The sequence below is a fragment of the Pseudomonas sp. S2_C11 genome, assembly GCF_054668395.1.
In genome coordinates, this window is record NZ_CP162765.1 from 587,895 (window position 1) to 613,763 (window position 25,869).

Annotated in this window: 27 protein-coding genes, 1 tRNA gene and 1 pseudogene; 21 read left to right on the forward strand and 8 right to left on the reverse strand. The window is 57.9% G+C overall.

Going from position 1 to position 25,869, the window contains the following annotated elements:
* Positions 1 to 18: 18 nt before the first annotated feature.
* From hmpA to AB4N48_RS02875, 10 genes are all read left to right on the forward strand, one after another.
* Complete coding sequence (gene hmpA / locus AB4N48_RS02830; RefSeq protein WP_460094763.1) at positions 19 to 1,200, forward strand: NO-inducible flavohemoprotein; 1,182 nt, start codon at positions 19 to 21, stop codon at positions 1,198 to 1,200.
* Between the two features lie 222 nt (positions 1,201 to 1,422).
* Entirely contained in the window at positions 1,423 to 1,932 is a 510-nt protein-coding gene (locus AB4N48_RS02835; protein WP_041479949.1) for a disulfide bond formation protein B, read from the forward strand.
* Between the two features lie 827 nt (positions 1,933 to 2,759).
* Positions 2,760 to 3,701, forward strand: a complete 942-nt coding sequence (gene cyoA, locus AB4N48_RS02840; protein ID WP_024014231.1) for a ubiquinol oxidase subunit II — start codon at positions 2,760 to 2,762, stop codon at positions 3,699 to 3,701.
* Between the two features lie 3 nt (positions 3,702 to 3,704).
* Positions 3,705 to 5,735, forward strand: coding sequence for a cytochrome o ubiquinol oxidase subunit I (gene cyoB / locus AB4N48_RS02845; RefSeq protein WP_041479948.1), 2,031 nt, complete (start codon positions 3,705 to 3,707; stop codon positions 5,733 to 5,735).
* A 3-nt stretch (positions 5,736 to 5,738) separates the two neighbouring features.
* A complete protein-coding gene (gene cyoC / locus AB4N48_RS02850; protein ID WP_024014230.1) occupies positions 5,739 to 6,362 on the forward strand; it encodes a cytochrome o ubiquinol oxidase subunit III in 624 nt (207 codons plus the stop codon).
* A complete protein-coding gene (gene cyoD, locus AB4N48_RS02855; RefSeq protein ID WP_011335842.1) occupies positions 6,362 to 6,697 on the forward strand; it encodes a cytochrome o ubiquinol oxidase subunit IV in 336 nt (111 codons plus the stop codon). Before cyoC ends, cyoD begins: the two co-directional genes overlap by 1 nt.
* Before the next feature lie 10 nt (positions 6,698 to 6,707).
* Positions 6,708 to 7,595 carry a heme o synthase gene (gene cyoE, locus AB4N48_RS02860; RefSeq protein WP_016773305.1) on the forward strand — a complete coding sequence of 296 codons (888 nt, stop codon included), beginning with the start codon at positions 6,708 to 6,710 and terminating at the stop codon, positions 7,593 to 7,595.
* A 115-nt stretch (positions 7,596 to 7,710) separates the two neighbouring features.
* On the forward strand, positions 7,711 to 8,055 hold the full coding sequence (locus tag AB4N48_RS02865) for a toxin (RefSeq protein WP_252876871.1): 345 nt from the start codon (positions 7,711 to 7,713) through the stop codon (positions 8,053 to 8,055).
* On the forward strand, positions 8,052 to 8,366 hold the full coding sequence (locus AB4N48_RS02870; protein ID WP_041479944.1) for a helix-turn-helix domain-containing protein: 315 nt from the start codon (positions 8,052 to 8,054) through the stop codon (positions 8,364 to 8,366). The genes AB4N48_RS02865 and AB4N48_RS02870 overlap by 4 nt, the downstream gene beginning before the upstream one ends.
* A 187-nt stretch (positions 8,367 to 8,553) precedes the next feature.
* Entirely contained in the window at positions 8,554 to 9,045 is a 492-nt protein-coding gene (locus AB4N48_RS02875; RefSeq protein WP_016773306.1) for a RidA family protein, read from the forward strand.
* A 459-nt stretch (positions 9,046 to 9,504) separates the two neighbouring features.
* Here the strand turns inward: AB4N48_RS02875 and AB4N48_RS02880 are convergent, their stop codons facing one another.
* The 3 genes from AB4N48_RS02880 to AB4N48_RS02890 all read right to left on the reverse strand — a co-directional run bounded on the left by AB4N48_RS02880 (position 9,505) and on the right by AB4N48_RS02890 (position 11,703).
* Positions 9,505 to 10,206, reverse strand: a complete 702-nt coding sequence (locus AB4N48_RS02880) for a hypothetical protein (protein WP_016773307.1) — start codon at positions 10,204 to 10,206, stop codon at positions 9,505 to 9,507.
* Between the two features lie 133 nt (positions 10,207 to 10,339).
* The gene (locus AB4N48_RS02885; protein ID WP_423523231.1) at positions 10,340 to 10,744 is read right to left on the reverse strand and encodes a GNAT family N-acetyltransferase; all 405 of its coding nucleotides are present in this window, start codon (positions 10,742 to 10,744) and stop codon (positions 10,340 to 10,342) included.
* 38 nt (positions 10,745 to 10,782) lie between these two features.
* Positions 10,783 to 11,703 (reverse strand): LysR family transcriptional regulator, encoded by a 921-nt coding sequence (locus AB4N48_RS02890; RefSeq protein WP_460094765.1) that lies wholly within the window; start codon positions 11,701 to 11,703, stop codon positions 10,783 to 10,785.
* Positions 11,704 to 11,805: 102 nt separating this feature from the next.
* On the opposite strand from AB4N48_RS02890, the gene AB4N48_RS02895 reads away from it, so the two are divergent.
* Positions 11,806 to 12,978: an aspartate aminotransferase family protein gene (locus AB4N48_RS02895; RefSeq protein ID WP_041479939.1), complete on the forward strand. Its 1,173-nt coding sequence runs from the start codon at positions 11,806 to 11,808 to the stop codon at positions 12,976 to 12,978.
* Between the two features lie 123 nt (positions 12,979 to 13,101).
* Here AB4N48_RS02895 and AB4N48_RS02900 read toward each other — a convergent pair whose 3' ends face one another.
* The 3 genes from AB4N48_RS02900 to AB4N48_RS02910 form a co-directional block, all read right to left on the reverse strand.
* Positions 13,102 to 15,021, reverse strand: a complete 1,920-nt coding sequence (locus tag AB4N48_RS02900; protein ID WP_460094767.1) for an alkaline phosphatase D family protein — start codon at positions 15,019 to 15,021, stop codon at positions 13,102 to 13,104.
* A gap of 71 nt (positions 15,022 to 15,092) precedes the next feature.
* Complete coding sequence (locus tag AB4N48_RS02905; protein ID WP_071173532.1) at positions 15,093 to 15,827, reverse strand: hypothetical protein; 735 nt, start codon at positions 15,825 to 15,827, stop codon at positions 15,093 to 15,095.
* 100 nt (positions 15,828 to 15,927) lie between these two features.
* Positions 15,928 to 16,293: a hypothetical protein gene (locus AB4N48_RS02910; RefSeq protein WP_095181699.1), complete on the reverse strand. Its 366-nt coding sequence runs from the start codon at positions 16,291 to 16,293 to the stop codon at positions 15,928 to 15,930.
* 115 nt (positions 16,294 to 16,408) lie between these two features.
* Between AB4N48_RS02910 and AB4N48_RS02915 the strand changes: the two genes are divergently transcribed.
* Positions 16,409 to 17,158: a hypothetical protein gene (locus AB4N48_RS02915; RefSeq protein ID WP_056790170.1), complete on the forward strand. Its 750-nt coding sequence runs from the start codon at positions 16,409 to 16,411 to the stop codon at positions 17,156 to 17,158.
* Between the two features lie 35 nt (positions 17,159 to 17,193).
* Here the strand turns inward: AB4N48_RS02915 and AB4N48_RS02920 are convergent, their stop codons facing one another.
* On the reverse strand, positions 17,194 to 17,523 hold the full coding sequence (locus tag AB4N48_RS02920; RefSeq protein WP_150741862.1) for a hypothetical protein: 330 nt from the start codon (positions 17,521 to 17,523) through the stop codon (positions 17,194 to 17,196).
* A 219-nt stretch (positions 17,524 to 17,742) separates the two neighbouring features.
* Between AB4N48_RS02920 and AB4N48_RS02925 the strand changes: the two genes are divergently transcribed.
* The 4 genes and pseudogenes from AB4N48_RS02925 (at position 17,743) to AB4N48_RS02940 (ending at position 19,840) form a co-directional block, all read left to right on the forward strand.
* A complete protein-coding gene (locus AB4N48_RS02925; protein ID WP_460094768.1) occupies positions 17,743 to 17,961 on the forward strand; it encodes a DUF6429 family protein in 219 nt (72 codons plus the stop codon).
* A gap of 200 nt (positions 17,962 to 18,161) precedes the next feature.
* A pseudogene (locus AB4N48_RS02930) lies at positions 18,162 to 18,706 on the forward strand (PAAR domain-containing protein).
* A gap of 10 nt (positions 18,707 to 18,716) precedes the next feature.
* A complete protein-coding gene (locus AB4N48_RS02935) occupies positions 18,717 to 19,499 on the forward strand; it encodes a hypothetical protein (RefSeq protein WP_460094770.1) in 783 nt (260 codons plus the stop codon).
* Complete coding sequence (locus AB4N48_RS02940) at positions 19,484 to 19,840, forward strand: DUF7079 family protein (protein ID WP_122507813.1); 357 nt, start codon at positions 19,484 to 19,486, stop codon at positions 19,838 to 19,840. The genes AB4N48_RS02935 and AB4N48_RS02940 overlap by 16 nt, the downstream gene beginning before the upstream one ends.
* A 312-nt stretch (positions 19,841 to 20,152) precedes the next feature.
* Here the strand turns inward: AB4N48_RS02940 and AB4N48_RS02945 are convergent.
* Positions 20,153 to 20,237: transfer RNA gene (locus AB4N48_RS02945), tRNA-Leu, on the reverse strand.
* Between the two features lie 108 nt (positions 20,238 to 20,345).
* Here AB4N48_RS02945 and queA point away from each other — a divergent pair.
* The 5 genes from queA to secF all read left to right on the forward strand — a co-directional run bounded on the left by queA (position 20,346) and on the right by secF (position 25,780).
* Positions 20,346 to 21,410, forward strand: a complete 1,065-nt coding sequence (queA, locus tag AB4N48_RS02950; RefSeq protein WP_016773315.1) for a tRNA preQ1(34) S-adenosylmethionine ribosyltransferase-isomerase QueA — start codon at positions 20,346 to 20,348, stop codon at positions 21,408 to 21,410.
* Positions 21,411 to 21,424: 14 nt separating this feature from the next.
* Positions 21,425 to 22,540 carry a tRNA guanosine(34) transglycosylase Tgt gene (gene tgt, locus AB4N48_RS02955; protein ID WP_460094772.1) on the forward strand — a complete coding sequence of 372 codons (1,116 nt, stop codon included), beginning with the start codon at positions 21,425 to 21,427 and terminating at the stop codon, positions 22,538 to 22,540.
* Between the two features lie 43 nt (positions 22,541 to 22,583).
* The gene (gene yajC, locus AB4N48_RS02960) at positions 22,584 to 22,922 is read left to right on the forward strand and encodes a preprotein translocase subunit YajC (protein WP_016773317.1); all 339 of its coding nucleotides are present in this window, start codon (positions 22,584 to 22,586) and stop codon (positions 22,920 to 22,922) included.
* A gap of 65 nt (positions 22,923 to 22,987) precedes the next feature.
* The gene (secD, locus tag AB4N48_RS02965; protein ID WP_460094774.1) at positions 22,988 to 24,856 is read left to right on the forward strand and encodes a protein translocase subunit SecD; all 1,869 of its coding nucleotides are present in this window, start codon (positions 22,988 to 22,990) and stop codon (positions 24,854 to 24,856) included.
* Between the two features lie 9 nt (positions 24,857 to 24,865).
* Complete coding sequence (secF, locus tag AB4N48_RS02970; protein WP_041479932.1) at positions 24,866 to 25,780, forward strand: protein translocase subunit SecF; 915 nt, start codon at positions 24,866 to 24,868, stop codon at positions 25,778 to 25,780.
* The last annotated feature ends 89 nt before the right edge of the window (positions 25,781 to 25,869 follow it).

The following is a 25,869-nucleotide window of genomic DNA, read 5'->3' on the forward strand; positions in this document are numbered from 1 at the left end:
AAGCCCAGGAGTCACCTTATGCTTAGCGTCCAGGATCGTGCCATCGTCAAATCCACCGTGCCTCTGCTGGAAAGCGGCGGCGAGGCGTTGATCACGCATTTCTACCGCATGATGCTCTCCGAATACCCGCAGGTGCGCCCGCTGTTCAACCAGGCGCATCAGGCCAGTGGCGATCAGCCGCGTGCCTTGGCCAACGGCGTGCTGATGTACGCCCGGCACATCGATCAGCTTGACCAGTTGGGCGATCTGGTAGCCAAGATCATCAACAAACACGTCGCCCTGCAGATCCTGCCGGAGCATTACCCGATCGTCGGCACCTGCCTGCTGCGCGCCATTTCCGAAGTGCTCGGCGAAGAGATCGCCACGCCTGAGGTGATGAGTGCCTGGGGCGCTGCGTACGGGCAACTGGCCGACATCCTGATCGGCGCGGAAACCGCGATCTATGACCAGAAGGAACAAGCCGTCGGCGGCTGGCGCGGTGCGCGGGAATTCATCGTCGCGGCGAAGGTGCAAGAGAGCGCGGAAATCACCTCGTTCTACTTCGAACCGGCGGACAAAGGGCCGATTCTTGCGGCCGAACCGGGTCAGTACATCGGCATGAAGCTGATGCTCGACGGCGAAGAAATCCGTCGCAACTATTCGCTGTCGGCACTGGCCAACAATGGTCAGTACCGCATCAGCGTCAAGCGTGAACCGAACGGTCGCGCGTCAAACTACCTGCATGATCAACTGCACGTCGGCTCAAGCATTCAGCTGTTCCCGCCGTCGGGCGAATTCACCCTGGCGGCCAGCGACAAGCCGCTGGTGCTGATCAGCGGCGGCGTCGGCATCACCCCGACGCTGGCGATGCTGGAAGCAGCGCTGGCCACCGAACGTCCGGTGCACTTTATCCACTGCGCGCGCAATGGCAGCGTCCACGCATTCCGTGACTGGGTCGATGGGCTGGCGGCGCGTCATCCGCAGCTCAAACGCTTCTATTGCTACGCCGAAGAAGATGGCGTCAGCCCGGCGGCGGACAAGGTTGGGATGCTCAACCAGGAGCTGCTCGGCGAGTGGCTGCCGGCGCAGCGTGATGTCGATGCTTACTTCCTGGGGCCGAAAGGGTTCATGGGCGCGATCAAACGGCACCTGAAAGCGTTGGGCGTGCCGGAGAAGCAGAGCCGTTACGAGTTCTTCGGCCCGGCTGCTGCTCTGGAGTGATCCGAGACCGAGTTGTCTCGTTCGCGAGCAGGCTCGCTCCCACCGGATTTGCGTTCGACGCAGATCCATTGTGGGAGCGAGCCTGCTCGCGAATCTTCTGCGCGCCACGAAGCCATGTTGGTTAATCATTCCTTAACCGCTCTATCGTTTATTGCCCCGGTGTAGACTTGCGACAATTTCAGCCGCCGGCCGGCTGGACCATGGACTTACAAAGGAAAGGCAATGAGCGAGGAAACGATGCGGTTGGGGCGTGAGCGGCGCTATCTGGTGTTGCTGGGGATCATCTGCCTGGCGTTGATCGGCGGCGCACTTTACATGCAGGTCGTGCTCGGCGAAGCACCTTGCCCACTGTGCATTCTGCAGCGCTATGCACTGTTGCTGATTGCAGTGTTCGCCTTCATCGGTGCGGGCATGCGTAGCCGTCGCAGCATCACCGTGTTCGAGACACTGGTAGTGATCTGTGCGATTGCCGGGGCCGGTGTGGCCGGGCATCACGTCTATACGCAGTTCTATCCGGCGGTGAGTTGTGGCGTCGATGTGCTGCAACCGATTGTCGATGATCTGCCGTTGGCGAAAATTTTCCCGCTGGGCTTCCAGGTCGACGGTTTCTGCTCGACGCCGTATCCGCCGATCCTCGGCCTGTCGCTGGCACAGTGGGCGCTGGTGGCGTTCGTGCTGGTGGTGATTCTGGTGCCTCTGCTGACTTCGCGTAATCGAAAAGCGCTGCGCTGAGTCAACTTCTCGGCAGAGCTGCCGATAAACAAAACGCCCCGATTTTCGCTGATGAAAATCGGGGCGTTTTGCATTTCAGAGCGTTTGTGAAAACACCGTGACGAACGGCAATGAAGCGTGCGGCAAATGTGCGACATGTTGTCACATAGGGGCTGTCGCAGGGGCTCGGGATGCGGCGGATTGGCCGCCTGTTACATAAAAACATTGGCCAGTTTTAATGTTTTCGGGCTTGAGCACGGACGTACCAGAGCAGGCAGTTTTAACAGGCGCCGGCAGATGGACGAAGCCCTTGGAACATCGGGCTTTGCGCCGCTCCAGCGTTTGTAGATCGGGTGCAGAGCTGTCTGATTTGAGGCGGTTACGCTGGCAGATTTTGCCGCTTTTATTGAGAAACGCTTTCGATAACTTGCGCAACTTTTGCAAAAATGGCGATGGATTGTTGCTCTGAGTGATAAAAATTATTTCGGGATAAGACATGGTGTATAGGGCGCTACCTATCTACAATCGCCCGCACTGAATTCCCGACGCTGTTCAGCCTTTATCAAGGAACTGATCAGGAGGTCGGGTGTCGAGCGAGCCGCGAGGCTTTCGAGACACCCTGGTGTCGGTGCCTTTCCAATTTTCCGCACCAAATGGAATTGGTCTGTAACAAGGCCTTTGACCACGAATTCGAATAAGAACTGAACGCTGTCCCAAGGTTTTGTCGAGCGTGAGACGCGCGACGGGCGGCCCTTATTCAATCCAAAGAAAATGCCAACCCTTGGCAGGGTGAAGTGTTGGCGATCAAAACCCAACTGCATTGCGCAAGCTGCTTTAGAGGTCGTGAGATGAGTAAAAACAGGTACCCCAGATTACTAGGCCTAGTGCCGCTGCTCGGCACGTTGTTGCTGGGAGGCTGCAACATGACCTTGCTCAATCCAACGGGCCAGGTCGGCCTGGAACAGCGCAACCTGATCATCACCGCCACGCTGCTGATGCTGTTGGTCGTCGTGCCGGTCATCGTCATGACCTTCCTGTTTGCCTGGAAGTACCGCGCTTCGAACAAGAACGCCGTCTACACGCCGAAGTGGTCGCACTCGACCAAGATCGAAGTGGCCGTATGGACCATCCCAGTGCTGATCATCATCGCCCTGGGCTACATCACTTACATCTCGACTCACGAGCTGGACCCGTATCGTCCGATCGAGTCTGACGTCAAGCCTGTGACCATCGAAGTCGTCGCGCTGGACTGGAAGTGGCTGTTCATCTACCCGGAACAAGGCATTGCCACGGTCAACAAGATCGTGTTCCCGGCGCACACGCCAATCAACTTCAAGATCACCTCCGACGCCGTGATGAACTCGTTCTTCATCCCGGGCCTGGGCGGCCAGATCTACGCGATGGCGGGCATGCAGACCAAGCTGCACCTGATCGCTGACCGCAACGCTGAAATGGACGGTATCTCCGCCAACTACAGCGGTGCCGGTTTCACCGGTATGAAATTCAAGGCTATCTCCACCACTCAGGAAGATTTCGACGCCTGGGTAAGTGAAGTCAAGAAGTCGCCTAAACAGCTTGATCAGGCTGAATACGCGGCCCTGGCCAAACCGAGCCAGAACAACCCAGTCGAACTCTACTCGTCGGTCACGCCGAACCAGTTCCAGATCATCGTCGACAAGTACGAAGGTATGAAGCCGGGCAAGCCGCTGAAGCACGAGAAGAAAGAGAAAGAAGTGGCGGCCACGGATATTGACGCGGGTTCGCATTCAGCTGCCGGGGCAGAGGAGTAAACGATGTTTGGTAAATTAAGTTGGGAAGCAGTCCCATTCCACGAGCCGATCGTGATGGTGACCATCGCCATGATCGCCCTCGGTGGTCTGGCGCTGTTCGCTGCGATCACTTACTTCAAGAAGTGGACGTACCTGTGGACCGAGTGGCTGACTTCGGTCGACCACAAGAAAATCGGCGTGATGTACATCATCGTCGCCATGGTCATGCTGCTGCGCGGCTTTGCCGACGCGATCATGATGCGTACCCAGCTGGCCATGGCCACCGAGGGTTCGCCTGGCTACCTGCCACCTGAACACTATGACCAGATCTTCACCGCTCACGGTGTGATCATGATCATCTTCATGGCGATGCCATTCTTCACCGGCCTGATGAACCTTGCAGTGCCGCTGCAGATCGGCGCGCGTGACGTTGCGTTCCCGTTCCTGAACTCCCTGAGCTTCTGGCTGCTGGTGTCCGGCGTTGTGCTGATCAACCTGTCCCTGGGCGTCGGCGAGTTCGCCAAGACCGGTTGGGTTGCGTATCCGCCACTGTCGGGTCTGCAATACAGTCCTGGCGTGGGTATGGATTACTACATCTGGGCGCTACAGCTATCCGGATTGGGTACGACGTTAACCGGGGTCAACTTCCTCGCGACCGTACTGAAAATGCGTACCCCTGGCATGAAACTGATGGACATGCCGATCTTCACCTGGACCTGCACCTGGGCAAACGTTCTGATCGTGGCTTCGTTCCCGATCCTGACCGCTACCCTGGCACTGCTGACCCTTGACCGTTACATGGATTTCCACATTTTCACCAATGAACTTGGTGGCAATCCAATGATGTACGTCAACCTGTTCTGGGCCTGGGGCCACCCTGAGGTTTACATCCTGATCCTGCCGGCATTCGGCATCTTCTCGGAAGTGATCTCGGCGTTCACCGGCAAGAAACTGTTCGGCCACCACTCGATGATCTACGCCTCGGGCGCGATCTCGGTACTGGGCTTCATGGTCTGGCTGCACCACTTCTTCACCATGGGTTCGGGTGCGAGCGTCAACGCCTTCTTCGGTCTGGCAACGATGCTGATTTCCATCCCGACGGGTGTGAAGCTGTTCAACTGGCTGTTCACCATCTACCAGGGTCGTCTGCGCTTCACCAGCCAGGTAATGTGGACACTGGGCTTCATGGTGACCTTCGCCATCGGCGGCATGACCGGCGTACTGCTGGCCATCCCGGGTGCTGACTTCGTGCTGCACAACAGCCTGTTCGTGATCGCGCACTTCCACAACGTGATCATCGGCGGTGCGGTATTCGGTTACATCGCTGGCTTCGCGTTCTACTTCCCGAAAGCGTTCGGCTTCAAGCTGCACGAAGGCTGGGGTAAAGCAGCGTTCTGGTTCTGGATCTCGGGCTTCTTCGTCGCGTTCATGCCGCTCTATGCACTGGGCTTCATGGGCATGACCCGTCGTCTGAACGCCACCACCAACCCTGAGTGGGTACCGTACCTGTACGTTGCCATGTTCGGTGCGGTGATGATTGCTGTGGGTATCGCCTGCCAACTGATCCAGCTGTACGTCAGTGTGCGCGACCGCAACAAGCCAGAGAACGTTTGCGATCACGGTGACCCGTGGAATGCACACACCCTGGAATGGTCGACCTCGTCGCCACCACCGTTCTACAACTTCGCTGTGCTGCCTAAGGCTGACTGCATCGACCCGTTCACCGAAGCCAAGGAAAACGGTACTGCGTACCAGCGTCCGGCCAAGTACGAGCCGATCCACATGCCGAACAACACCGCCACTGGCGTGGTGATGGGCGCGCTGTTGACCGTCTTCGGTTTCGCGATGATCTGGCACATCTGGTGGCTGGCGATCGCGAGCCTGGTGGGCACCGTCGTGTACTTCGTGATCCACGCTGCACGTGACGACCAGGGCTATATGGTTCCGGTTGAAACGATCGAGCGTATCGAAGCCGAGCAGCACAAGCGTCTGGTCGCGGCAGGGAAAATCCCGGCCAATGCCACCCGTGTTGAAACCTCGTTGGAACAGGCTTAAACCATGTCGAACTTAGTGACCAATGTTGGACACGCCCATGGTGACCATGGGCACGATGACCATCACCACGACTCGGGCGAGATGACCGTATACGGTTTCTGGCTCTACCTGATGACCGACTGCATTCTGTTTGCGTCGATCTTCGCAGTGTACGCAGTACTGGTAAACAACGTTGCCGGTGGCCCGTCGGGCCACGAGATCTTCGAACTGCCATACGTGCTGGGCGAAACCGCTTTGCTGTTGTTCAGTTCGATCACCTACGGCTTCGCCATGCTGGCGTTGTACAAGGGCAAGAAGCAGGCGGTCCTGGGCTGGTTGTTCATGACCTTCCTGCTCGGCGCGGGCTTCATCGCCATGGAGATCAACGAGTTCCACCTGCTGATCTCCGAGGGCTTCGGTCCTAGCCGTTCGGGCTTCCTGTCGGCGTTCTTCACCCTGGTCGGTACCCACGGTCTGCACGTTTCGGCCGGTCTGATCTGGATGGGCATCATGATGTATCAGGTCAACAAGCATGGCCTGACGTCGACCAACAAGACCCGTCTGAGCTGCCTGAGCCTGTTCTGGCACTTCCTGGACGTGGTCTGGATTTGCGTCTTCACCGTTGTTTACCTGATGGGGACTCTGTAATGGCTAATGCACACTCCCATGACAGCCACGATGCTGGCCACGGCAGCGTCAAGTCGTACGCCATCGGCTTCATCCTGTCGGTAATCCTGACCGTCATTCCGTTCGGTCTGGTGATGTACCCGACCCTGCCGAAGTCGACGACGCTGGCAATCGTTCTACTGTTCGCAGTGATCCAGGTGATCGTTCACCTGTATTACTTCCTGCACCTGGACCGTTCCATTGCACAGCGTAACAACGTGATCGCGTTCGTCTTCACGGCGATTGTGATCGTGCTGCTGGTTGGCCTGTCGCTGTGGATCATGTTCAGCATCCACACGTACATGATGGCGAAGTGAGGTAGACCCGATGTCGCTCAAGCACTTTATCCAAATCACCAAACCGGGGATCATTTTCGGTAACGTGCTTTCTGTGGCAGGCGGGTTCTTCCTGGCCTCGAAAGGGCATGTCGATCTGGCGGTGTTTCTGGCCGCCATGATCGGTACTTCCCTGGTCGTGGCCTCCGGTTGCGTGTTCAACAACTGCATCGACCGCGACATCGACCTGAAGATGGAACGCACCAAGAACCGTGTGCTGGTCCAGGGCCTCATCTCCCTGAAACTGGCCCTGGTTTACGCGACCATTCTGGGTGTTCTCGGCGTTGCCTTGTTGTACAAGGTGGCCAACCCGTTGGCTGCCTTGTTCGCAGTAATCGGCTTCATCATCTACGTCGGCTTCTACAGCCTGTACCTCAAGCGCAAGTCGGTTCACGGCACGCTGGTGGGCAGTCTGTCGGGCGCCATGCCGCCAGTGATCGGTTACGTTGCCGTGACCAACAGCTTCGACATGGCCGCACTGACCCTGCTGGTGATGTTCAGCCTGTGGCAGATGCCGCATTCCTACGCCATCGCGATTTTCCGTTTCAATGATTACCTGGCCGCATCGATTCCGGTGCTGCCAGTGAAACGCGGCATCCAAGTGGCGAAGAAGCACATCCTGCTCTACATCCTGGCGTTCCTCGTGGCGACCTTGATGCTGACCTTCAGCGGCTACGCCGGCATGAGCTACCTCGCCGTCGCCGCCGCCATGGGCATGTACTGGCTGTACATGGCCTGGACCGGCTACAAGGCAGTTGATGACACCGTCTGGGCACGCAAGCTGTTCGTGTTCTCGATCTTCACCATCACTGCGTTGAGCGTCATGATGTCCCTGGACTTCAAGGTGCCGACAGAGCTGTTGCTGACGTACGCGCCGTAAGGTTTGCAAGCTTCAGGAAAAACCCCGCACGTTGAGAGATGTGCGGGGTTTTTTGTTTATTCGAGCAGCGATTTGTTGATAGGCTGTCTATAGTCAAGCTGCTTATAGTTTGGCTATGCGAACAATCTTTTTTGAAACAACGATATTTACCAAAAGCGTTGGCCGCTATCTGACGGACGACGAATATCGAACATTGCAGAACTACCTTCAGAGCAATCCGCTTGCGGGCGATGTAATGCCTCGAACGGGTGGCTTCCGTAAGCTGCGCTGGGCTGATTCTCGCCGTAGCAAGGGAAGACGGGGCGGCTTGCGGGTTCTCTACTATTGGCTTATGAATGATGGTCAGTTCTGGATGTTCGCCATTTACGACAAAGATGAGCTTGAGAAGCTGACTGCCGAGCAAGAGAGGGCACTCAGGACAGCCATTGATAAAGAGTTGAAAAAACGAGGTACCCCATGAAAAAACGCGACCTGTTTGCAGAGTTAATGCAGGGCGTTGATGAGATGGCGGCTCAACGCGAGGGCAAGATCACACTGCGCAATACAGTGCTTGAGGACAAGCCTGTACCTGAAGTGGGCGCACAGGAAATTGTTGCTCTTCGAGAAAAACTGCATATGTCTCAAGCTGTTTTTGCCAGTCGAATCAGGACAAGTCCAAACACCCTTCGAAATTGGGAGCAGGAAAAGTCGAAGCCCAATGCTCAAGCAGCCTTATTGATACGACTGGTTGAAAAATTTCCAGATATGGTTGAGCGCTTGAACACTGTTTGAGCGCCGCTGAAGACCAGCTTGTGGTCCGGGGCATCCGAAAGGTTTAGGGCCTATTGTTCCATCTACGCTGGTTGCACAACTTAGGCAAACGCCATAGATTTGGATCCAACCCCGACAGTAGTAGCTCCAAGCCATCCTTCGGTGCTCGACTGTCCTAACCCGTGCATTGATCAAAAGGCTGGGCGCAATGACCGAACGGATGACCTGCGATGAGCGCTTTATCGCCCTGGCCGAAGAACTCAACTATGACATCTATGGCGAGAACACCGCCGGTGGCAATTACGCGCCGCTGATCCGTCATCACGACGAGCTCTACATCAGCGGCATGGTGCCGCGGGTCAATGGCAAGATCCTCTATCCCGGTCGCGTGGGGCTGGAATTGAACCTCAAGGATGCGCAAGCCGCCGCAAGCATCAGCGCCATGCGTTGCCTGGCGCTGATCGTCGATGCGGTGGGTTCACTGGACAAGATTCGTGCGTTGTTGCGGGTCACGGTGTATGTGAAGTCGACTGCTGACTTTGTGGACCTGAGCGAAGTGGCCAACGGCGCTTCGGATGTGTTCAGCCATGTGCTGGGCGATGCCGGACGGCATACGCGCACGACCATCGGCGTGTATCAGTTGCCGAAGAATGCGGCGATTGAAGTGGACATGATTGCGGCGTTGCATCCGTCGGCTTGAGGGGGGTAGCGGTTTGCCCTCACCCTAACCCTCTCCCGGAGGGAGAGGGGACTGACTGAGGTGCTTTCAAGATATACGCCGACCTGAAATACCGAGCCGAACTCAGGTTTGGTAATCACACAAGTCGGCTCCCTCTCCCTCGGGAGAGGGGACTGACTGAGGGGCTTTCAAGATATACGCCGACCTGAAATACCGAGCCGAACTCAGGTTTGAAAATTACACAAGTCGGCTCCCTCTCCCTCGGGAGAGGGGACTGACTGAGGGGCTTTCAAGATATACGCCGACCTGAAATACCGAGCCGAACTCAGGTTTGAAAATTACACAAGTCGGCTCCCTCTCCCTCGGGAGAGGGCTGGGGTGAGGGGCGACGATTTTCGCCTCCTCACGAATCACAAGCCGGACAACAAAAAGCCCCGCCTGAATCTCAGTGCGGGGCTTTTTCGTACAGCGGCTGCGCTATTACTGCGCCGCGATACTGTAACCATCAAACGCCGTCTGCTGCTGCAGCGCGGTGATGATGTTCTTGCGGTTCACCGCCTGTTCGGTACCGGCGTTATCGACGAAGGTTTCGCTTTCCAGCTCGGCTTCATCGCCTTCACCCACGAAAGTGAAACCGAGGAATTCCAGTGCCTCACGATCTACGTTCAGACGCGAACGCGGGGTGCGCATTGGCAGGGTCACGCTGGCGCCGTCCTTGCTGATGGTGAAGATTTCCACTTCTTTCTTCTTCGCAGCTTTGCTCTTGCCGCCGCTCGGATTGCTGATCGCCTGATGGGTCTGATTCAGCACCTTCAGCGCCAGGCCATAGACGATTTCCTGAAATGCCGGATCGTCCTTGAAGCTGGACAGAATGCGTCCGATCGAGAACTTGCTGCTCAGGTCTTCCAGCGCGGCAATATCGGCTGCCTCGGCGTCTTTCAGGCGCTTGAGTTCGCCCATCAGCTCGTACGCCTTGTCGTCATCAAAACTGTCATGCGCCTGACGGATCGCCGCACGCAATTCACGGATCTGGTCGCTCTCGCGGGTCGACTGGAACGCGTCCAGGACCATCTCGCTGATGATTTTGGCTTGAGGCAGGTGTTGTGAAAGATTGATGGAGTTTTCGTATTCCGCTTTGGACGACTGGGTGACTACGGATTCAGCGGTGTTGAAATCGGACATTGAAATTTCACTACTTTTTAACTTGAGTTGAGGCGAGAAAGCACGAGGTCTTTTTCAGGCCGACTAATTTAGGGGAGCGGGGCGGCGTTGTCACGGAGCAACGGTCTGGTGGTCGGGATTTTTCTAAAGCGCGCTATTTGCGGCGCGGACGTTCCATGGCAATCGCGGACGTCTCGAAGCCCACGCTGGCAAAGAAAGCTTCAGCGCCCTCGCGTCCAGCGCGTAGCACCCAAGTAATATCGGGGTTATCGCCCATGACATGCTCCACCAGTGCGCGGCCGATTCCCATGCGCCGATGCTGGTCATCGACCACCACCATCGACAGATAGCCATTAGAAACCTCATCAGTGATCGCTCGAGCGAAACCGACGATTTGCTCGCCTAAGAGCGCAACAGCTGCACGCTGCGAATTGTGAATCAAGCGAGCAAAAGATTCGGCATCGCTAATGCGATGGCCCCAGCCATGCTGGCTGAGAAACAGCCTTGCTGATTCTGTTTCGCTGGGATGCAATTCACGCACGGTAAGGCTGTCGTTCATGGGATGTTCAAGTCCTTATCAATTTCCATCGTGAATGATTACGGCCTGCCGACGTCAGGTTTCCCCCACGTACGCATCGCAAACTCGACAAACCGTCTCAGCTTCGGCAGTCGATAGCGATCCTGCGCATACAGCAGATGCATCGGCCTGCTCGGCGGTTGGTAGTCCGTCATTACCCTGACCAGTTTGCCGTCGCGCAGATCCTGCTCCACCAGCGCGTCGGGCAGCATCATGATGCCCATGCCATTACGCGCCGCCTGATGCAAACCGGCGGAGCTGTTGATCAGCATCGGCCCGCTGACGTCGACTAGGACTTCACCTTCCGGGCCACTGAGACGCCAGCGTTTTTCCACCGATTGCCAGTCATCCCCAGCCGGATAGGCGAAGGACAGGCAATCGTGTTGCTGCAAATCCTGTGGCGTATGCGGCATGCCGCGCCGCGCGATGTATTGCGGGGAGGCGCAGACGGTCAGGGTGTAGTCGATCAAGGGCCGGGCGATCAGGTTGGACTGGTCGAAATTGCCTAAACGGAAGGCAACATCGAGGCCGTTTTCCAGCAGATCCGGGCGGCTGTTGGTCAGCACCACGTCGAGTTTCACTTGCGGATACAGCAAGGAATATTCGCTCAGGGCCGGGGTCAGTCGTTCGACGCCGAAGGTCAGCGGCGCGGTGATACGCAGCAAACCGCGCGGCTCGTCCGACGCTTGTTCGGCAAGGCGTTCGGAGTCGGCCACCAGGCCAAGCACTTCCAGGCAGCGTTGATAATAGACGCTGCCGAATTCGGTCAGGCGCTGGCGGCGCGTGGTGCGTTGCAGCAGTTGCACGCCGAGCCGTTGCTCCAGCGCGCGCAGATGATTGCCCACCATCGTCGTCGACATTTCGCACTTCGCCGCGGCGGCCGTCATGCTCCCGGTTTCGACCACTTTGACGTAGACGCTCATCGACTGAAACAAATCCATTATCAAGCTCGGCTTTTAAATGATTGAAGTTTTTCCGGGTTTATCCAGCTCAGGTGGCTAACCATACTGCAAAAACACCGACCTGCAATGGAGTTTCACGTCATGACCGCCGCCCTGATGAACACCTACCAACCACTGGCCCTGAGTTTCACCAAGGGCCTGGGCACGCGCCTGTGGGATCAGGCGGGGCGCGAATATCTGGACGCTGTTGCCGGTGTGGCAGTGACCAACGTCGGCCACTCGCATCCGCGCATCGTCGCGGCGATCAGCGAGCAAGCGGGGCTGCTGCTGCACACCTCAAACCTGTACAGCATCGACTGGCAGCAACAACTGGCCAAACGGCTGACGGTGTTGTCGGGCATGCAGCGCGCGTTCTTCAACAACTCCGGCGCCGAAGCGAACGAAACGGCGCTGAAACTGGCGCGTCTGTACGGCTGGCGCAAAGGCATCGAGGAGCCGCTGGTGGTGGTCATGGCCAACGCGTTTCATGGCCGCACCCTCGGCACGCTGTCCGCCAGCGATGGCCCGGCGGTGCGGCTTGGCTTCAACGAACTGCCGGGGGACTTCGTCAAAGTGCCGTTCGGCGATCTCGCCGCGCTGGAGCAAATACAGCGCAAACACGGCGCGCGCATCGTGGCGATTCTGGTCGAGCCGATTCAGGGCGAAAGCGGCGTACAAGTCGCACCGCCGGGTTATCTCAAGGCCCTGCGCGACCTGTGCAATCGCCACGCGTGGCTGCTGATGCTCGATGAAATCCAGACCGGCATCGGCCGCACCGGGCAGTGGTTCGCCTTTCAGCACGAAGGCATCGTGCCCGATGTCATGACCCTGGCCAAAGGCTTGGGCAATGGCGTGCCGATCGGCGCCTGCCTGGCCCGGGGCCGCGCGGCCGACCTGTTCACCCCGGGCAGCCATGGCAGCACTTTCGGTGGCAATCCGCTGGCCTGCCGGGTCGGCTGCACGGTGCTGGACATCATCGAAGAACAAGGCCTGCTGGCGAATGCGCGGGTGCAGGGCGCACGGTTACTGGAACGCCTGCGCGCCGACCTTGCAGACAACCCGAACGTGCTGGCAATCCGGGGGCAGGGCCTCATGATCGGTATCGAACTGAAACAACCGGTGCGCGACCTGACGCTGATCGCTGCGCGGGATCACGGCTTGTTGATCAACGTGACTCGTGGCAAGACCATCAGGTTGCTACCGCCGCTGACGATTGATGAGCGCGAGGTGGGGATGATTGTCAGAGGGGTTGGGCGGGCTCTGGCCGCACATTGATTGGTCTGCGCAAAACCCTGTGGGAGCGAGCCTGCTCGCGAAAGCGGTCGACTATTCACAGTAGGTGTCGACTGAAATTGCGCCTTCGCGAGCAGGCTCGCTCCCACAGATCAGCGCATGGCTTTAGTCCGGCGCATTTGCAAACTCCGGCGCCAGCATCCTCGTCTTCTCCGCCCCATTCGAGTTGTGCTGAACAATCTCGCTCGGCTGCCCCTGTTCATTGAAAAACACCTGTCCGATCCCCGCCGAATTCCACAACCGTTCCCCGGCCTCGGCATGTTCCGGCGTATACGGGACGATGCGCATCAGGCGGCGTTTGGTGAACCAGTTCAACGGTGAGCGTGGTGAGTAGAGCCAGCGGTTGAAGCGGTCGAACCATTCCAGCAGGGTCGGTGGGAATTCGTTCTTGATGCCGCTGCTGGTGATCTGCCAGATCCGTGGGCCGGCCTTGCGGTGGCGGATCAGGACTTCGTAGACGAAGGAATAATGCACATCGCCGGACAGCACCACGTAGTTTCCGGGTGTGCGCGAGTGTCGGAAAATGTTCAGGATCACCTGCGCCGCGCCGCGATGGGCCATCCAGTTTTCCGCGTCGACCAGCAGCGGATAACCGCACCAGCTGAACACTTTCTGCACGGTTTCAATCAGCTTCACGCCAAAGATCGGCGCCGGCGACACGATGATTGCCGAAGGGTGATCGAGCAGTTCCTGTTGCAGTTCGCTCAAGGCTTCCCAGTCGAGCAGGCCCGACGGTTGCTTGAGCGCCATCTCGCTGCGCCAGCGCCGGGTGCGCGTATCTATCACCACCAGTGCCGGACTGCTCGGCAACACAAAATGCCACTGCTGAAAACGCAGCAACTGATCAATCAGATCGTCCTGCACCGGCATGTCCAGATAGCCGTCGTCACCGCTGGCGCTCAGTTGCGCGGTCTGCTCCAGCACGTCCTTGAAGGCATCAGGATTGTTGCCCCAGCCCTGACACAACAGATAAGCAATCAGCGCGTTGCCGATGATGCGTTTGGAGAACGGATGGCCGTAGGCGGTTTCCTCCCATTGCGCGGAGAGATTCCAGTCATCGGTGATGTCGTGATCATCGAAAATCATCAGGCTCGGCAGATGCGCCAGTGCCCGCGCGACATTGCCCAGGCCCGCCTTGAAGGCATCGATGCGCGTCTGCTCGAGGTTGTAGCGCTTGCGGCGTTCCGGCGTCAGCGTCGGCGCGCTCGGATTGATCAGCGACCACGGCGTCGGCGACCACACCAGCATGTACATGGCCATGACTTCGGCGAACGTCACGAGGTGATTGTCGGCACTGCTGCTGGTGAAAATCGGCTTACGCGCGCCACCGAAAAATCGCTCGCGCAAGGTCTCGTTGCTCTCTAGCGCCGGTAACAAATCCGCACGGTGGTAGTAGCTGGCCGGGTGTTGGTAGAGCTTGGCGCTGTCGCTGACCACGGCACCGTCAAGGTGCTCATCGAACAGACCCAGACGCTCGATCAAGGCATGAATCGCCCGCAGCATCGGCCCGGCAACATCGTCGGCATAGACCTGATCACCACTCATCATCAGCAGCGCCGGACGGTGTTGCGCATCGGCTTCGTCGGCCAGCAATTGATCGACGCAGAGCAAACCGTCGGTTGCCGGATGATGCGGCTTGCGGCAGGAGCCGTGGAGCAATTGGTCGATCCGCGAACGCACTACGAGGTTCGCGCAGCTGGCACCAGGGTAAAGCAGATGAGGCGCCCACTCAGCCATACCGATGGCGTCGTCGATCAGCAGGTCGTAAGCGATAAACGTGTCGCAGGGCAGGGCGCTTTCAAGTTGAACGTCTATCAGATGCACGAACGCATGACGGCCTACGGCAATGACCGTGCATTTCTCTGAGTCGAGCGGAATATCTCCTACACCTTGCAGGCGCAAGGTCAGCGTCAGTTCACGCGAGCCCACCAGCCACAGCACCACGCGCGTCGGCTCCAGCCGCCGCAGCAGCGGGCCGGCTAGTACAGGAGGCAGCGAGGTGAGGTCATCAGGTGTTGAAAACATCGAGGGCAAGGTTCAAGGCGCACAGGCCGGCGATGATAGCGCAGCCGGCGCCTTGATCCCTTAAATGAGTCTTAAGAGTCGGCTTTTTGCAGTTTCAGCGCCAGCAAACGCCATTCCCCAGCCGTCGCATCAACCCGTGGCAATTCCTGCACGGAGCAATCGAAACGGTAGGTGACATCGTCGCCATTCATGTTGCGCGCAGTTACGCTGTTGCTGAAGCTGTAGACCTGATCCTTGTAGCGATGACTGACCAGCGCTTTGCTGTCAGCAAAACGCGCCGAAGCGGGATAACGCAGGGTGCTGGTGACAAACGGGCTGCACATGACATACGCGATCATCGACTTGTCGGCCTGTGCGTCGCCGCGCAACTTCTTGTTCAGCGCGGCCAGGGCCATGCGACCCTCGTAGTCGCTTTGATTCAGCACCGTCTGTACCGCCATTGATTTCGGTGCCCGGCTGACGTTATTCGGCAACAGTGCGGAGTCCGGGGGGGAAGGCTTGTCATCCGCTTCGATGGCAGCAAAAACCGGCGCATCTTTCAGTTCGGTGGCGGGCGTGACTGCCTCGGCTTCAGGCAGTACAGAGGTCGACTCGACGACTGGCGTGTTTTGCGCCTGCGCCTCGTGATCGAACGACGAAGGAAACAGCGAAAAGGTGATCGACAACATCACCAGCCCGACAATGAACCCACCCGCCGCGCCAACGATGTTGCCGTAGAAAATGTTCCAGCTGCCGCGGTTCTTCACCACCCAGCGCCACATGAAACCCCAGACAGCGACGAACGCCAGAAAACGCAAAAACTCCATTTGATCCTTTCCTTACCTTTCAACAATCCAAGCGCGGCGCGAGACGATCAGCGAGCACCGACGATGCGCGGCAAGATAGCAAAATAGACGCGCCGTCCGGCTACGGTTGCGGAAAATAATTCGCCGCCAGAAAAATCAACGTGACCATGCCGGCGGCAACGCCACAGGCGCCCGCGAGCAGTTGACGTGCAACCGGATGCGCCGGCTGTCGACGCTTGGCGATCCACAACCACACACCCGCCAGAACGCCCGCGCTGGTCATGAACACCACCAGGCTGTTATGCAGTCCCGGCGCTGCCATGGTGGTGCCGAACAGCCCGTCATAAAGCAGTGTGAAGACAATGCCCGCTACCACAGCGCTGCCCGCTCCGGCGAGGTTTGCCAACCATAGATTCCAGTGCCCGCGCTGGCGCACCACCCAGAACCACATTGCCGCCATGACCACTAAACACAACACAGCATCCATCGGATTTCTTTCCTTGCCACGAGACAGAGGCGACAACTTGGTCGCCTGTTGAGAGTGGACGGAACGATAGCAAAATAGTAGCGTCGCGCCATGCCTTCTCTGTAATGGACTACCCATGTTTTCCACAACCCGTTTGCTGCAACTGCTCGGCGCTCTCACCCTTGCCGTCTCCATTACCCCAGCCTTCTGCTTCGCGAAAGAACACCCGCAAGCCAGCTGGGATTACTACCTCGCCAATTGCCAGCGCATGCAGGAGACAATCGCCGACGTCCAGAGCGGTCGCGTCTCCGCTGCCTATGCACTAACGTCCGGCCTGCAAGACAGCCTCGCCTCCATGAACGAGCGCCGCCTTAACCTGCTACCGCAACACCTCGACTCCAGCGAGTATGCCCACTGCGAAAACGTCGCGGCCCACGCCGAGGCAACCCTGGCCCAAGGCAAAGCCGAGTTCGCCGCGCAAATGCAACGCGGTGTGGAGGAGGGCAGAATTGCACACCAGAACTCCCCCGCCTACCAACGCGCCCGTTCCCTCGGCTACAGCGACGTCGGCGATATCTCCTTCCTGAAACTGCACGAAGACACCGACGGCGAAGCCCGCCTGAAAACCATGCTCATCACCGTCGACGAAATCTGCGGCCAATACTTCCGCGCCACGCAATACGTGAAGCCGTATGTGATCTATACCGTGCGACCATCGGATGGCGGCTGTGGCGAAGTGAAGCGTGTTGCGATAGTTGGCGGCGGGCAGCCAGAGAAGGGCGACTACATTGATCCCAATGGCGAATTTCAATACATGGGCTGGAAAAAACTGGTGGGCGCTGACGGCTTCCCAACAGATATTCGAGTGCTTAAAGCACGTCGCTGATCAGGAGAGATACCGGCATGGCTGTAGCGCGGCACTCAAAGAATGTCGCGCAGATACCCCTTCAGTGCGAGCAGCGGCTGACCCAGCTGCTCCACCGACCGCGCCTGAGCCAACTCCGCCGACAACTTGCGCAACTCCCGCCCCAAGGGCTTCTCGACCCCACCCAAGGCATCCAGCGCCAGGTTCAGGCATGCGTTCATCTTGAACTGAATGGTCTCGACATCGCCGCGTTTCACCAGTAACTCGAAAACGTCTTTCTGATAATCGCCCATGACCATGTCATCGCGCAGGATCGGGCTCAGGCCCTCTTCTTCGTAGGCGAGTTTGAGGGAGAAAAGGGCGACGGTTTCCAGTGAGGTTTCCATGGGATGTCTGTCAGTGAAGTGGAGGGCTTGAAACCAATGCGCGAAGTACCGGCGGAGTTTGTCGTGCGGGCGTGATTATACGGGCGGTGATCGCATGCAAGGCAACCAGCAATCGGACATCTGAAACCTACAAGCTCGCGCAGCATTGACATCCACTTTGATACGACGCTTTGATTACAAAAACTGAACATCAGCGGAGTGACCATCATGGAATACGACATGAAACTGATCGACGACGCCGTCCTTGCTCTCCTGGCTGCCTATAGCTCCGACGCCGGCAATGCGTGGAAGGGCTATGACTTCGAGATCATGAACCGCTTGCACGAACAGGGTTTGATCAGTAATCCGGTTAACAGGAACAAGTCGATATGGTTGACGGAGGAAGGGATGGAGCGGGGGCGGGAGATTGCTGGGCGGATGTTTGCAGTCAAGGAGTAGGGAGGAGCCGCGTCCCATTCTGAAACCTGAGTTGACGGCAAGGTAGAAAACGCCAGCGAAGTACCAACCGCGTTAACCGAAGCAACAGGTAGCGCGGTCTGGTGATCGAGCACTTTTTTGAATGATCGGATGCGGCCGTCCAGGCTGAATTTCGTGATAGGTTTACCTCTCGAAAAGGATTTTTTTGACAGGAGTCATTCATGGCTAACCCAGCCGCTCGTAAAAGCGATCCCTCCAGCTGTCTGTTCCAGGGCACGGAACGAACCCCATCGCGATAGGTTCGCCTGACGTTTTCTTCGATGGTTTGCCCGCAGCTCGCCAAGGTGATGCATGTACCTGCGGCAGTGCGCTCTCTTCGGGGCTTTCCTCGACAGTTTTCATAAATGGCAAAAATGCTGCCACGATCAATACTGGCGGCACGCACGGCAGCATCGTGATAGGTGGGTCAAGCACAATCATCATTGGCGATACGCACACCCCTTGCGACTTTACTCCACCGGAACCTCTGATCGGACAAGCCAGATGGATTGGCTTCAGAATTCCTGCCGAGGAAAGTTATGAGGGACTTTCCTGTATCGCCCACTTTGATAATGGTTCATCACTGCCGGGCGTCTTCAACAAGGACAATGCGGTCAAATTCGCCAATCCATCGGGCAAGACGTGCTTGATGCTCAAATTCGAGGAAGAACAGCCTGCAGAAGGCTCGTCTCTTACTGAAAGCCTTTTGAGCAAAATATTGGGATAAGGACCGTCCTATGACCGAACCGTACATTGTGACAGGCAGCTACGTAGTCCAGCGCGAGCACGCCCTTCAGGACTCGCCACTCGACAGGGCGCTAGAGCTGATGGAGGGCAGTGCGCTGAGATTTTCACTGGATGCCATCTCTGATGAAAAGATCAGGGCGAGCTATACCAAGAATATCAAGCGTATGTCTCAACAAGTTAGAGACGACGTGAAAGCGGGAAGAATTACGGCGCAAGAAGGTGTGAAGTTTAGTCATGAGATGCGTAACAAAATCATGATGGAGCATCGTAAATTCACGTCAGCGCAAGGATTGGCGATCGCTCAGAGGAAAAAGAAAGACGGGAAAGGACTGAAAACACTATTGGATATCTACTCTGAAAACTTGTTTCAGAAGGGGTATGACAGTCTTTCGGATGTAGAGAAGAACAAAGTTCACTACGCCATCCTGGAATCCTCCGGTCGTGATAATGCGAGGTTCACGGCCGGCACCAAAAAAATGCTGGTCTTGGGCAAGCTTGGTGTTCTCGTGACGGCGGCTTTGGCAACCTATCAAATTCTGAATGCTGACAACAAACCCAAAGAAGCTGCTCGCCAAGGCATCATTGTTGGTTCCGGGGCGGTCGGCGGTGTTCTCGCGGGGATGGGCGTTAGCGCACTCTGCGGCCCAGGCGCTCCTATTTGTGCGATAGCAGTTGTCTTGGCAGGAACAATCGCCGGCGGTGTTGCAGGCGAAGCAGTGGCAAGTTCATTGGACGAAGAGTTAGAGGAGCTCACACATTGGGACATCTTCTGACCGAGCCACAACTGACAAAAGTTAGAGCCGCTCTTTCCGAGCCATTCAATGATTTTCCCGTGGAATATGATTATTTGGCGAATAAGGTGAGAGGTGTCGACCCTGAAATTCTTTACTCAATTCTTTATTCAGAGGTCGCGCCGGTGTGCTTTACCAATCTCGTTGCACCTGTGCCTCCGATATGGACGGGTTTCGACCCCGACATACTGAGAGAGTCGATTGAGGAAAGGCTGGAAGCTAGAGAGCGTAACTGGTTTCGTCGCCAGTTCGACAAAGTGCTGGTTCGTTGGTTGAAGTACAACTACGCGTACATCTGGGAGGAAATCGAAAGTAGGCTTTGAGCTCGAACTAGCCGGGATCAGGCGATTATGACAGGGCGTTTGGCAAAACCTGCGGCACGTAACCGATCCGGCCAGTTCCCCAGCGTCAGGACATGGAGTCAGAGCAATTACTGCAGGTTTGATTGAGGTTTTTTGATGGGCTTGTTGCCCTAGACGGTTGGGCATTAGGCTAGCCGGTGGCGCGTTGGCCCCGGCGCCGCAAGAGTGAAAAGCTGGTTGCCCTGATTGTTTTGGAAAAAAGACAAAAACAACCCTCCACTTTCCTCCAGACGAAAAAAAAGCCCTGCTTTCGCAAGACCTTTTTCTCTGTGTTGGTGCCCCGAGGGAGACTCGAACTCCCACTCCTTTCGAAAACGGATTTTGAATCCGCCGCGTCTACCAATTCCGCCATCAGGGCTCAATGGCGGCGAAGTATAGAGAGGTGATTACCGTTGGTCAATCACGTTTCATGGTCAATTTTTGATATTTCCGCTAGACTTTCCGGCCCTGCTAGACGAACCCCATCATGCGCGTTGCTGACTTTACTTTCGAGCTTCCTGATTCGCTGATCGCCCGCCATCCGTTGGCCGAGCGTCGCGGTAGTCGCCTGCTGACCCTTGATGGGCCGAGCGGCGCCCTGGCACACCGTCAATTCACTGATTTGCTTGAGCATTTGCGCCCGGGCGATTTGATGGTGTTCAACAATACCCGGGTGATTCCGGCGCGGCTGTTCGGGCAGAAAGCGTCCGGCGGCAAGCTGGAAATTCTCATCGAGCGCGTGCTCGATGCGCACCGCGTGCTGGCCCATGTGCGCTCCAGCAAGTCGCCGAAACCGGGTTCGAAGATCCTTATCGACGGCGGTGGCGAAGCCGAGATGCTCGCGCGTCATGATGCGTTGTTCGAGCTGGGTTTTGCCGAGGAAGTCTTGCCGTTGCTTGACCGCGTCGGGCACATGCCGTTGCCTCCTTATATAGACCGCCCGGATGAAGGCTCGGATCGCGAGCGTTATCAGACCGTGTATGCCCAGCGTCTGGGTGCGGTGGCGGCGCCGACGGCGGGGCTGCATTTCGATGAGCCGCTGATGCAGGCGATTGCTGCCAAGGGCGTCGAGACTGCGTTCGTGACGTTGCACGTCGGCGCGGGGACGTTTCAGCCGGTGCGTGTCGAGAAGATCGAAGATCACCACATGCACAGCGAGTGGCTGGAAGTCGGCCAGGATGTGGTCGATGCGGTCGCTGCGTGCCGTGCGCGGGGCGGTCGGGTGATTGCGGTCGGCACCACCAGCGTGCGTTCGCTGGAAAGTGCGGCGCGCGATGGTGTGCTCAAGCCGTTCAGTGGCGACACCGACATCTTTATCTATCCGGGCCGGCCGTTTCATGTGGTCGATGCCCTTGTGACCAATTTCCATTTGCCGGAATCCACGCTGTTGATGCTGGTTTCGGCGTTTGCCGGTTATCCCGAAACCATGGCCGCCTACAAGGCCGCCGTGGAAAACGGCTACCGCTTTTTCAGTTACGGGGATGCGATGTTCATCACCCGCAATCCCGCTCCAACTGCCCCTGAACAGACAGGCCCAGAGGAAACAGAATGAGTCGCGAATGTCGAATGTCCTTTGAGCTGCTGGCCACCGATGGCAAGGCTCGTCGTGGTCGCCTGACCTTCCCCCGTGGCACCGTCGAGACCCCGGCGTTCATGCCGGTCGGCACCTACGGCACGGTCAAGGGCATGCTGCCGCGCGACATCGTCGCCACTGGCGCGGAAATCATTCTGGGCAACACTTTTCACCTGTGGCTGCGTCCCGGCACTCAAGTGATCAAGGAGCACGGCGACCTGCACGATTTCATGCAGTGGAAAGGCCCGATCCTCACCGACTCCGGCGGTTTCCAGGTGTTCAGTCTCGGCGCGATGCGCAAGATCAAGGAGGAGGGCGTGACCTTCGCTTCTCCGGTCGACGGCGCCAAAGTGTTCATGGGTCCGGAAGAATCGATGCAGGTGCAGCGCGATCTCGGTTCCGACATCGTGATGATCTTCGACGAATGCACGCCGTATCCGGCTGACGAAGACGTCGCGCGGGTATCGATGGAGCTGTCGTTGCGTTGGGCCCAGCGTTCGAAGAATGCCCACGGTGACAACACCGCAGCGCTGTTCGGCATCGTTCAGGGCGGCATGCATCAAAACCTGCGCATGCGCTCGCTCGAAGGCCTCGACAAGATCGGCTTCGACGGCCTCGCCATCGGCGGTCTGTCGGTGGGCGAACCGAAGCACGAAATGATCAAGGTGCTGGATTATCTGCCGGGCCAGATGCCCGCTGACAAACCTCGTTACCTTATGGGCGTTGGCAAACCGGAAGATCTGGTTGAGGGTGTGCGCCGCGGGGTGGACATGTTCGATTGCGTGATGCCAACCCGTAATGCCCGCAATGGGCATCTGTTCATCGATACCGGTGTGCTGAAGATCCGTAACGCGTTCCATCGCCATGATGAATCGCCGCTGGATCCGACCTGCGATTGCTACACCTGCCAGAACTTCTCGCGCGCTTATCTGCATCACCTGGACAAGTGCGGCGAAATGCTCGGCAGCATGCTCAATACCATCCATAACTTGCGCCATTATCAGGTGCTGATGGCTGGTTTGCGCGAGGCTATTCAACAGGGTACATTGGCCGCCTTTGTCGATGCCTTCTACGCCAAACGCGGACTTCCCGTCCCGCCTTTGGACTGAGTTTTCTGACCCCAAGATTCAACATTTGCAACTGGAGTGCTAAATGAGCTTTTTTATCTCTAACGCCATGGCTGACGCAGCTGCACCGGCTGCTGCAAGCCCAATGGGCGGCGGCTTCGAGTGGATTTTCCTGGTCGGCTTCCTGGTCATCTTCTACCTGATGATCTGGCGTCCACAGGCCAAGCGCGCCAAAGAGCAGAAGAACCTGCTGAGCAGCCTGCAGAAGGGTGACGAAGTCGTGACCACTGGCGGCATCGCCGGCAAGATCACCAAGGTTGCCGATGACTTCGTGGTTCTGGAAGTGTCCGACACCGTGGAAATGAAGTTCCAGAAAGGCGCCATCGCCGCCACGCTGCCAAAAGGCACGCTGAAAGCGATCTAAGAGCAACAACTTCTACTCAATCGACGGGGCGCGCAAGGCGCCCCGCGTTCATAACGGGCGGCGTGATGCTGAACAAATACCCTCTGTGGAAATACATTCTGATCCTGGCGGTGCTGGCGATCGGTCTGATTTATTCCGCTCCCAATCTTTACCCCGATGACCCGGCGATTCAGATCAGCGGCGCCAGCACGGCTCTGCAGGTCAATGACGCCGATCTGGCTCGCGTCAGCACAGCGCTGAAAGAGTCCGGCATCAACGTCAAGGCGGCAACGCTGACGGCGGGCGGCAAGGGCGGTCTGATCCGTCTGAGCAAGGCTGAAGACCAGCTGCCGGCCAAGGACGTAGTACGCAAGGCATTGGGTGATGACTACGTCGTCGCGCTGAACCTGGCACAGACCACTCCGCAATGGCTGCGCAACCTCGGTGCGCACCCGATGAAGCTGGGTCTGGACTTGTCCGGTGGTGTGCACTTCCTGCTCGAAGTGGACATGGACAAAGCCCTCGATGCACGCCTGAAAGTCTACGAAGGCGACGTCAAGAGCCTGCTGCGCAAAGAGAAGCTGCGCTATCGCAGCCTGCCGCAATTGGGCGGTGCCATTCAGTTGGGCTTCAGCGATGAAGATTCCCGCGAACAGGCCCGTGCGCTGATCCGCAAGAATTTCAACGATTTCGACATTGTTCCGGCCGATCTCAACGGTCAACCGGTGCTGCGTCTGGCGATGACCCCGGCCAAGCTGGCGGAAATCCGTGAATACTCCATCAAGCAGAACCTGACCACGGTACGTAACCGCGTCAACGAGCTGGGTGTTGCCGAACCGATCGTGCAGCGTCAGGGCGCCAACCGCATCGTGGTTGAGCTGCCGGGCGTGCAGGACACTGCCGAAGCCAAGCGTATCCTCGGCAAGACGGCCAACCTCGAGTTCCGTCTGGCCGCCGAGCCGGGCGCTTCGAAAGCCACTTCCGAATCGTTCGAATTCCGCGAAGGCAACCGTCCTCCTGCGCAGATCGAGCGTGGTCTGATCATCACCGGTGACCAGGTCACCGACGCCAAGGCCGGTTTCGGCGAACACGGCACGCCTGAAGTGAACATCCGTCTGGATGGCCACGGTGGCGAGCTGATGAGCCGCGCGACCCGCTCCAACGTCGGCCGCAGCATGGCGGTGATCTTCATCGAACAGCGTCCGGTCACCACTTACACCAAGCAAGTGGTTAATGGCGTCGAGAAAGACGTTGCGGTGCAGACGTTCAAGGAAGAGAAGAAGATCATCAGCCTGGCGACCATTCAGTCGCCGCTGGGTGCGCAATTCCGCATCACTGGTCTGAACGGTCAGGGCGAGTCGTCCGAGCTGGCACTGCTGCTGCGTGCCGGTGGTCTGGCTGCACCGATGTACTTCGCTGAAGAGCGCACAATCGGTCCGAGCCTGGGTGCTGACAACATCACCAAAGGTATCGACGCTTCCCTGTGGGGCATGCTGTTCGTATCGCTGTTCATCATCGCCATCTACCGCTTCTTCGGCGTCATCGCCACCGTCGCGCTGGCGGTGAACATGGTGCTGCTGCTGGCATTGATGTCGTTGCTGGGCGCCACGCTGACCCTGCCGGGTATCGCCGGTATCGTCCTGACCATGGGTATGGCGGTCGACGCCAACGTACTGATCTTCTCGCGGATTCGTGAAGAGATCGCCGCCGGCATGACTGTGCAGCGGGCAATCAACGAAGGCTTCGGCCGGGCATTCACCGCGATTCTCGACGCCAACCTGACCACCTTGCTGGTCGGCGGCATTCTCTTCGCCATGGGCACCGGCCCGGTGAAGGGTTTCGCAGTGACCATGTCCCTCGGGATCTTTACCTCGATGTTCACGGCCATCATGGTGACCCGCGCAATGGTCAACCTGATCTTTGGCGGACGTGACTTCAAGAAGTTGTGGATTTAAGGGGCTGCCATGTTACGTACAATCAACTTCATGGGCGTTCGCAACTTCGCGTTCGGCGTCACCGTGTTGCTTACCGTCATTGCCTTGTTCAGCGTCGCCACCAAGGGCATGAACTGGGGTCTGGACTTCACCGGCGGTACGCTCATTGAGCTGACCTACGAGCGTCCGGCCGATGTCACCAAGGTGCGCGAGCAACTGGCGACTTCCGGTTATCACGAAGCTGTGGTGCAGAACTTCGGCGCCACTACTGACTTGCTGGTGCGCATGCCGGGTGAAGACCCGCAGCTGGGCCATCAGGTCGCAGACGCATTGCAGAAAGTCGGCGGCGACAACCCGGCGACGGTCAAGCGAGTCGAGTTCGTCGGCCCGCAGGTTGGTGAAGAACTGCGCGACCAGGGCGGCCTCGGCATGCTGCTGGCGCTCGGCGGCATCCTGATCTACCTGGCGTTCCGCTTTCAGTGGAAGTTTGCGGTCGGCGCCATTGTCTCGCTGATCCACGACGTGATCGTGACCGTGGGTATCCTCTCGTACTTCCAGATCACCTTCGATCTGACGGTGCTGGCGGCGGTGCTGGCGATCATCGGTTACTCACTGAACGACACCATCGTGGTTTTCGACCGGGTACGTGAGAACTTCCGTGTGCTGCGCAAGGCGACGCTGATCGAGAACATCAACATCTCGACCACCCAGACCCTGCTGCGCACCATGGCGACGTCGATCTCCACGCTGCTGGCCATCGCGGCACTGTTGTTCTTCGGCGGCGACAACCTGTTCGGCTTCTCCATCGCGCTGTTCATCGGTGTACTGGCGGGTACCTACTCGTCGATCTACATCGCCAACGTGGTGCTGATCTGGCTGAACCTGACCACCGAGGATCTGATTCCTCCGGCCAACACCGACAAGGAAGTCGACGACCGTCCATAACGGCCAGCGATTTCCCGGCTGTCAGCCAACAAAAGGCGCGAGTTGAACTCGCGCCTTTTTTTGTGCTCCAAGGCTGGGAGAAGCGCGGG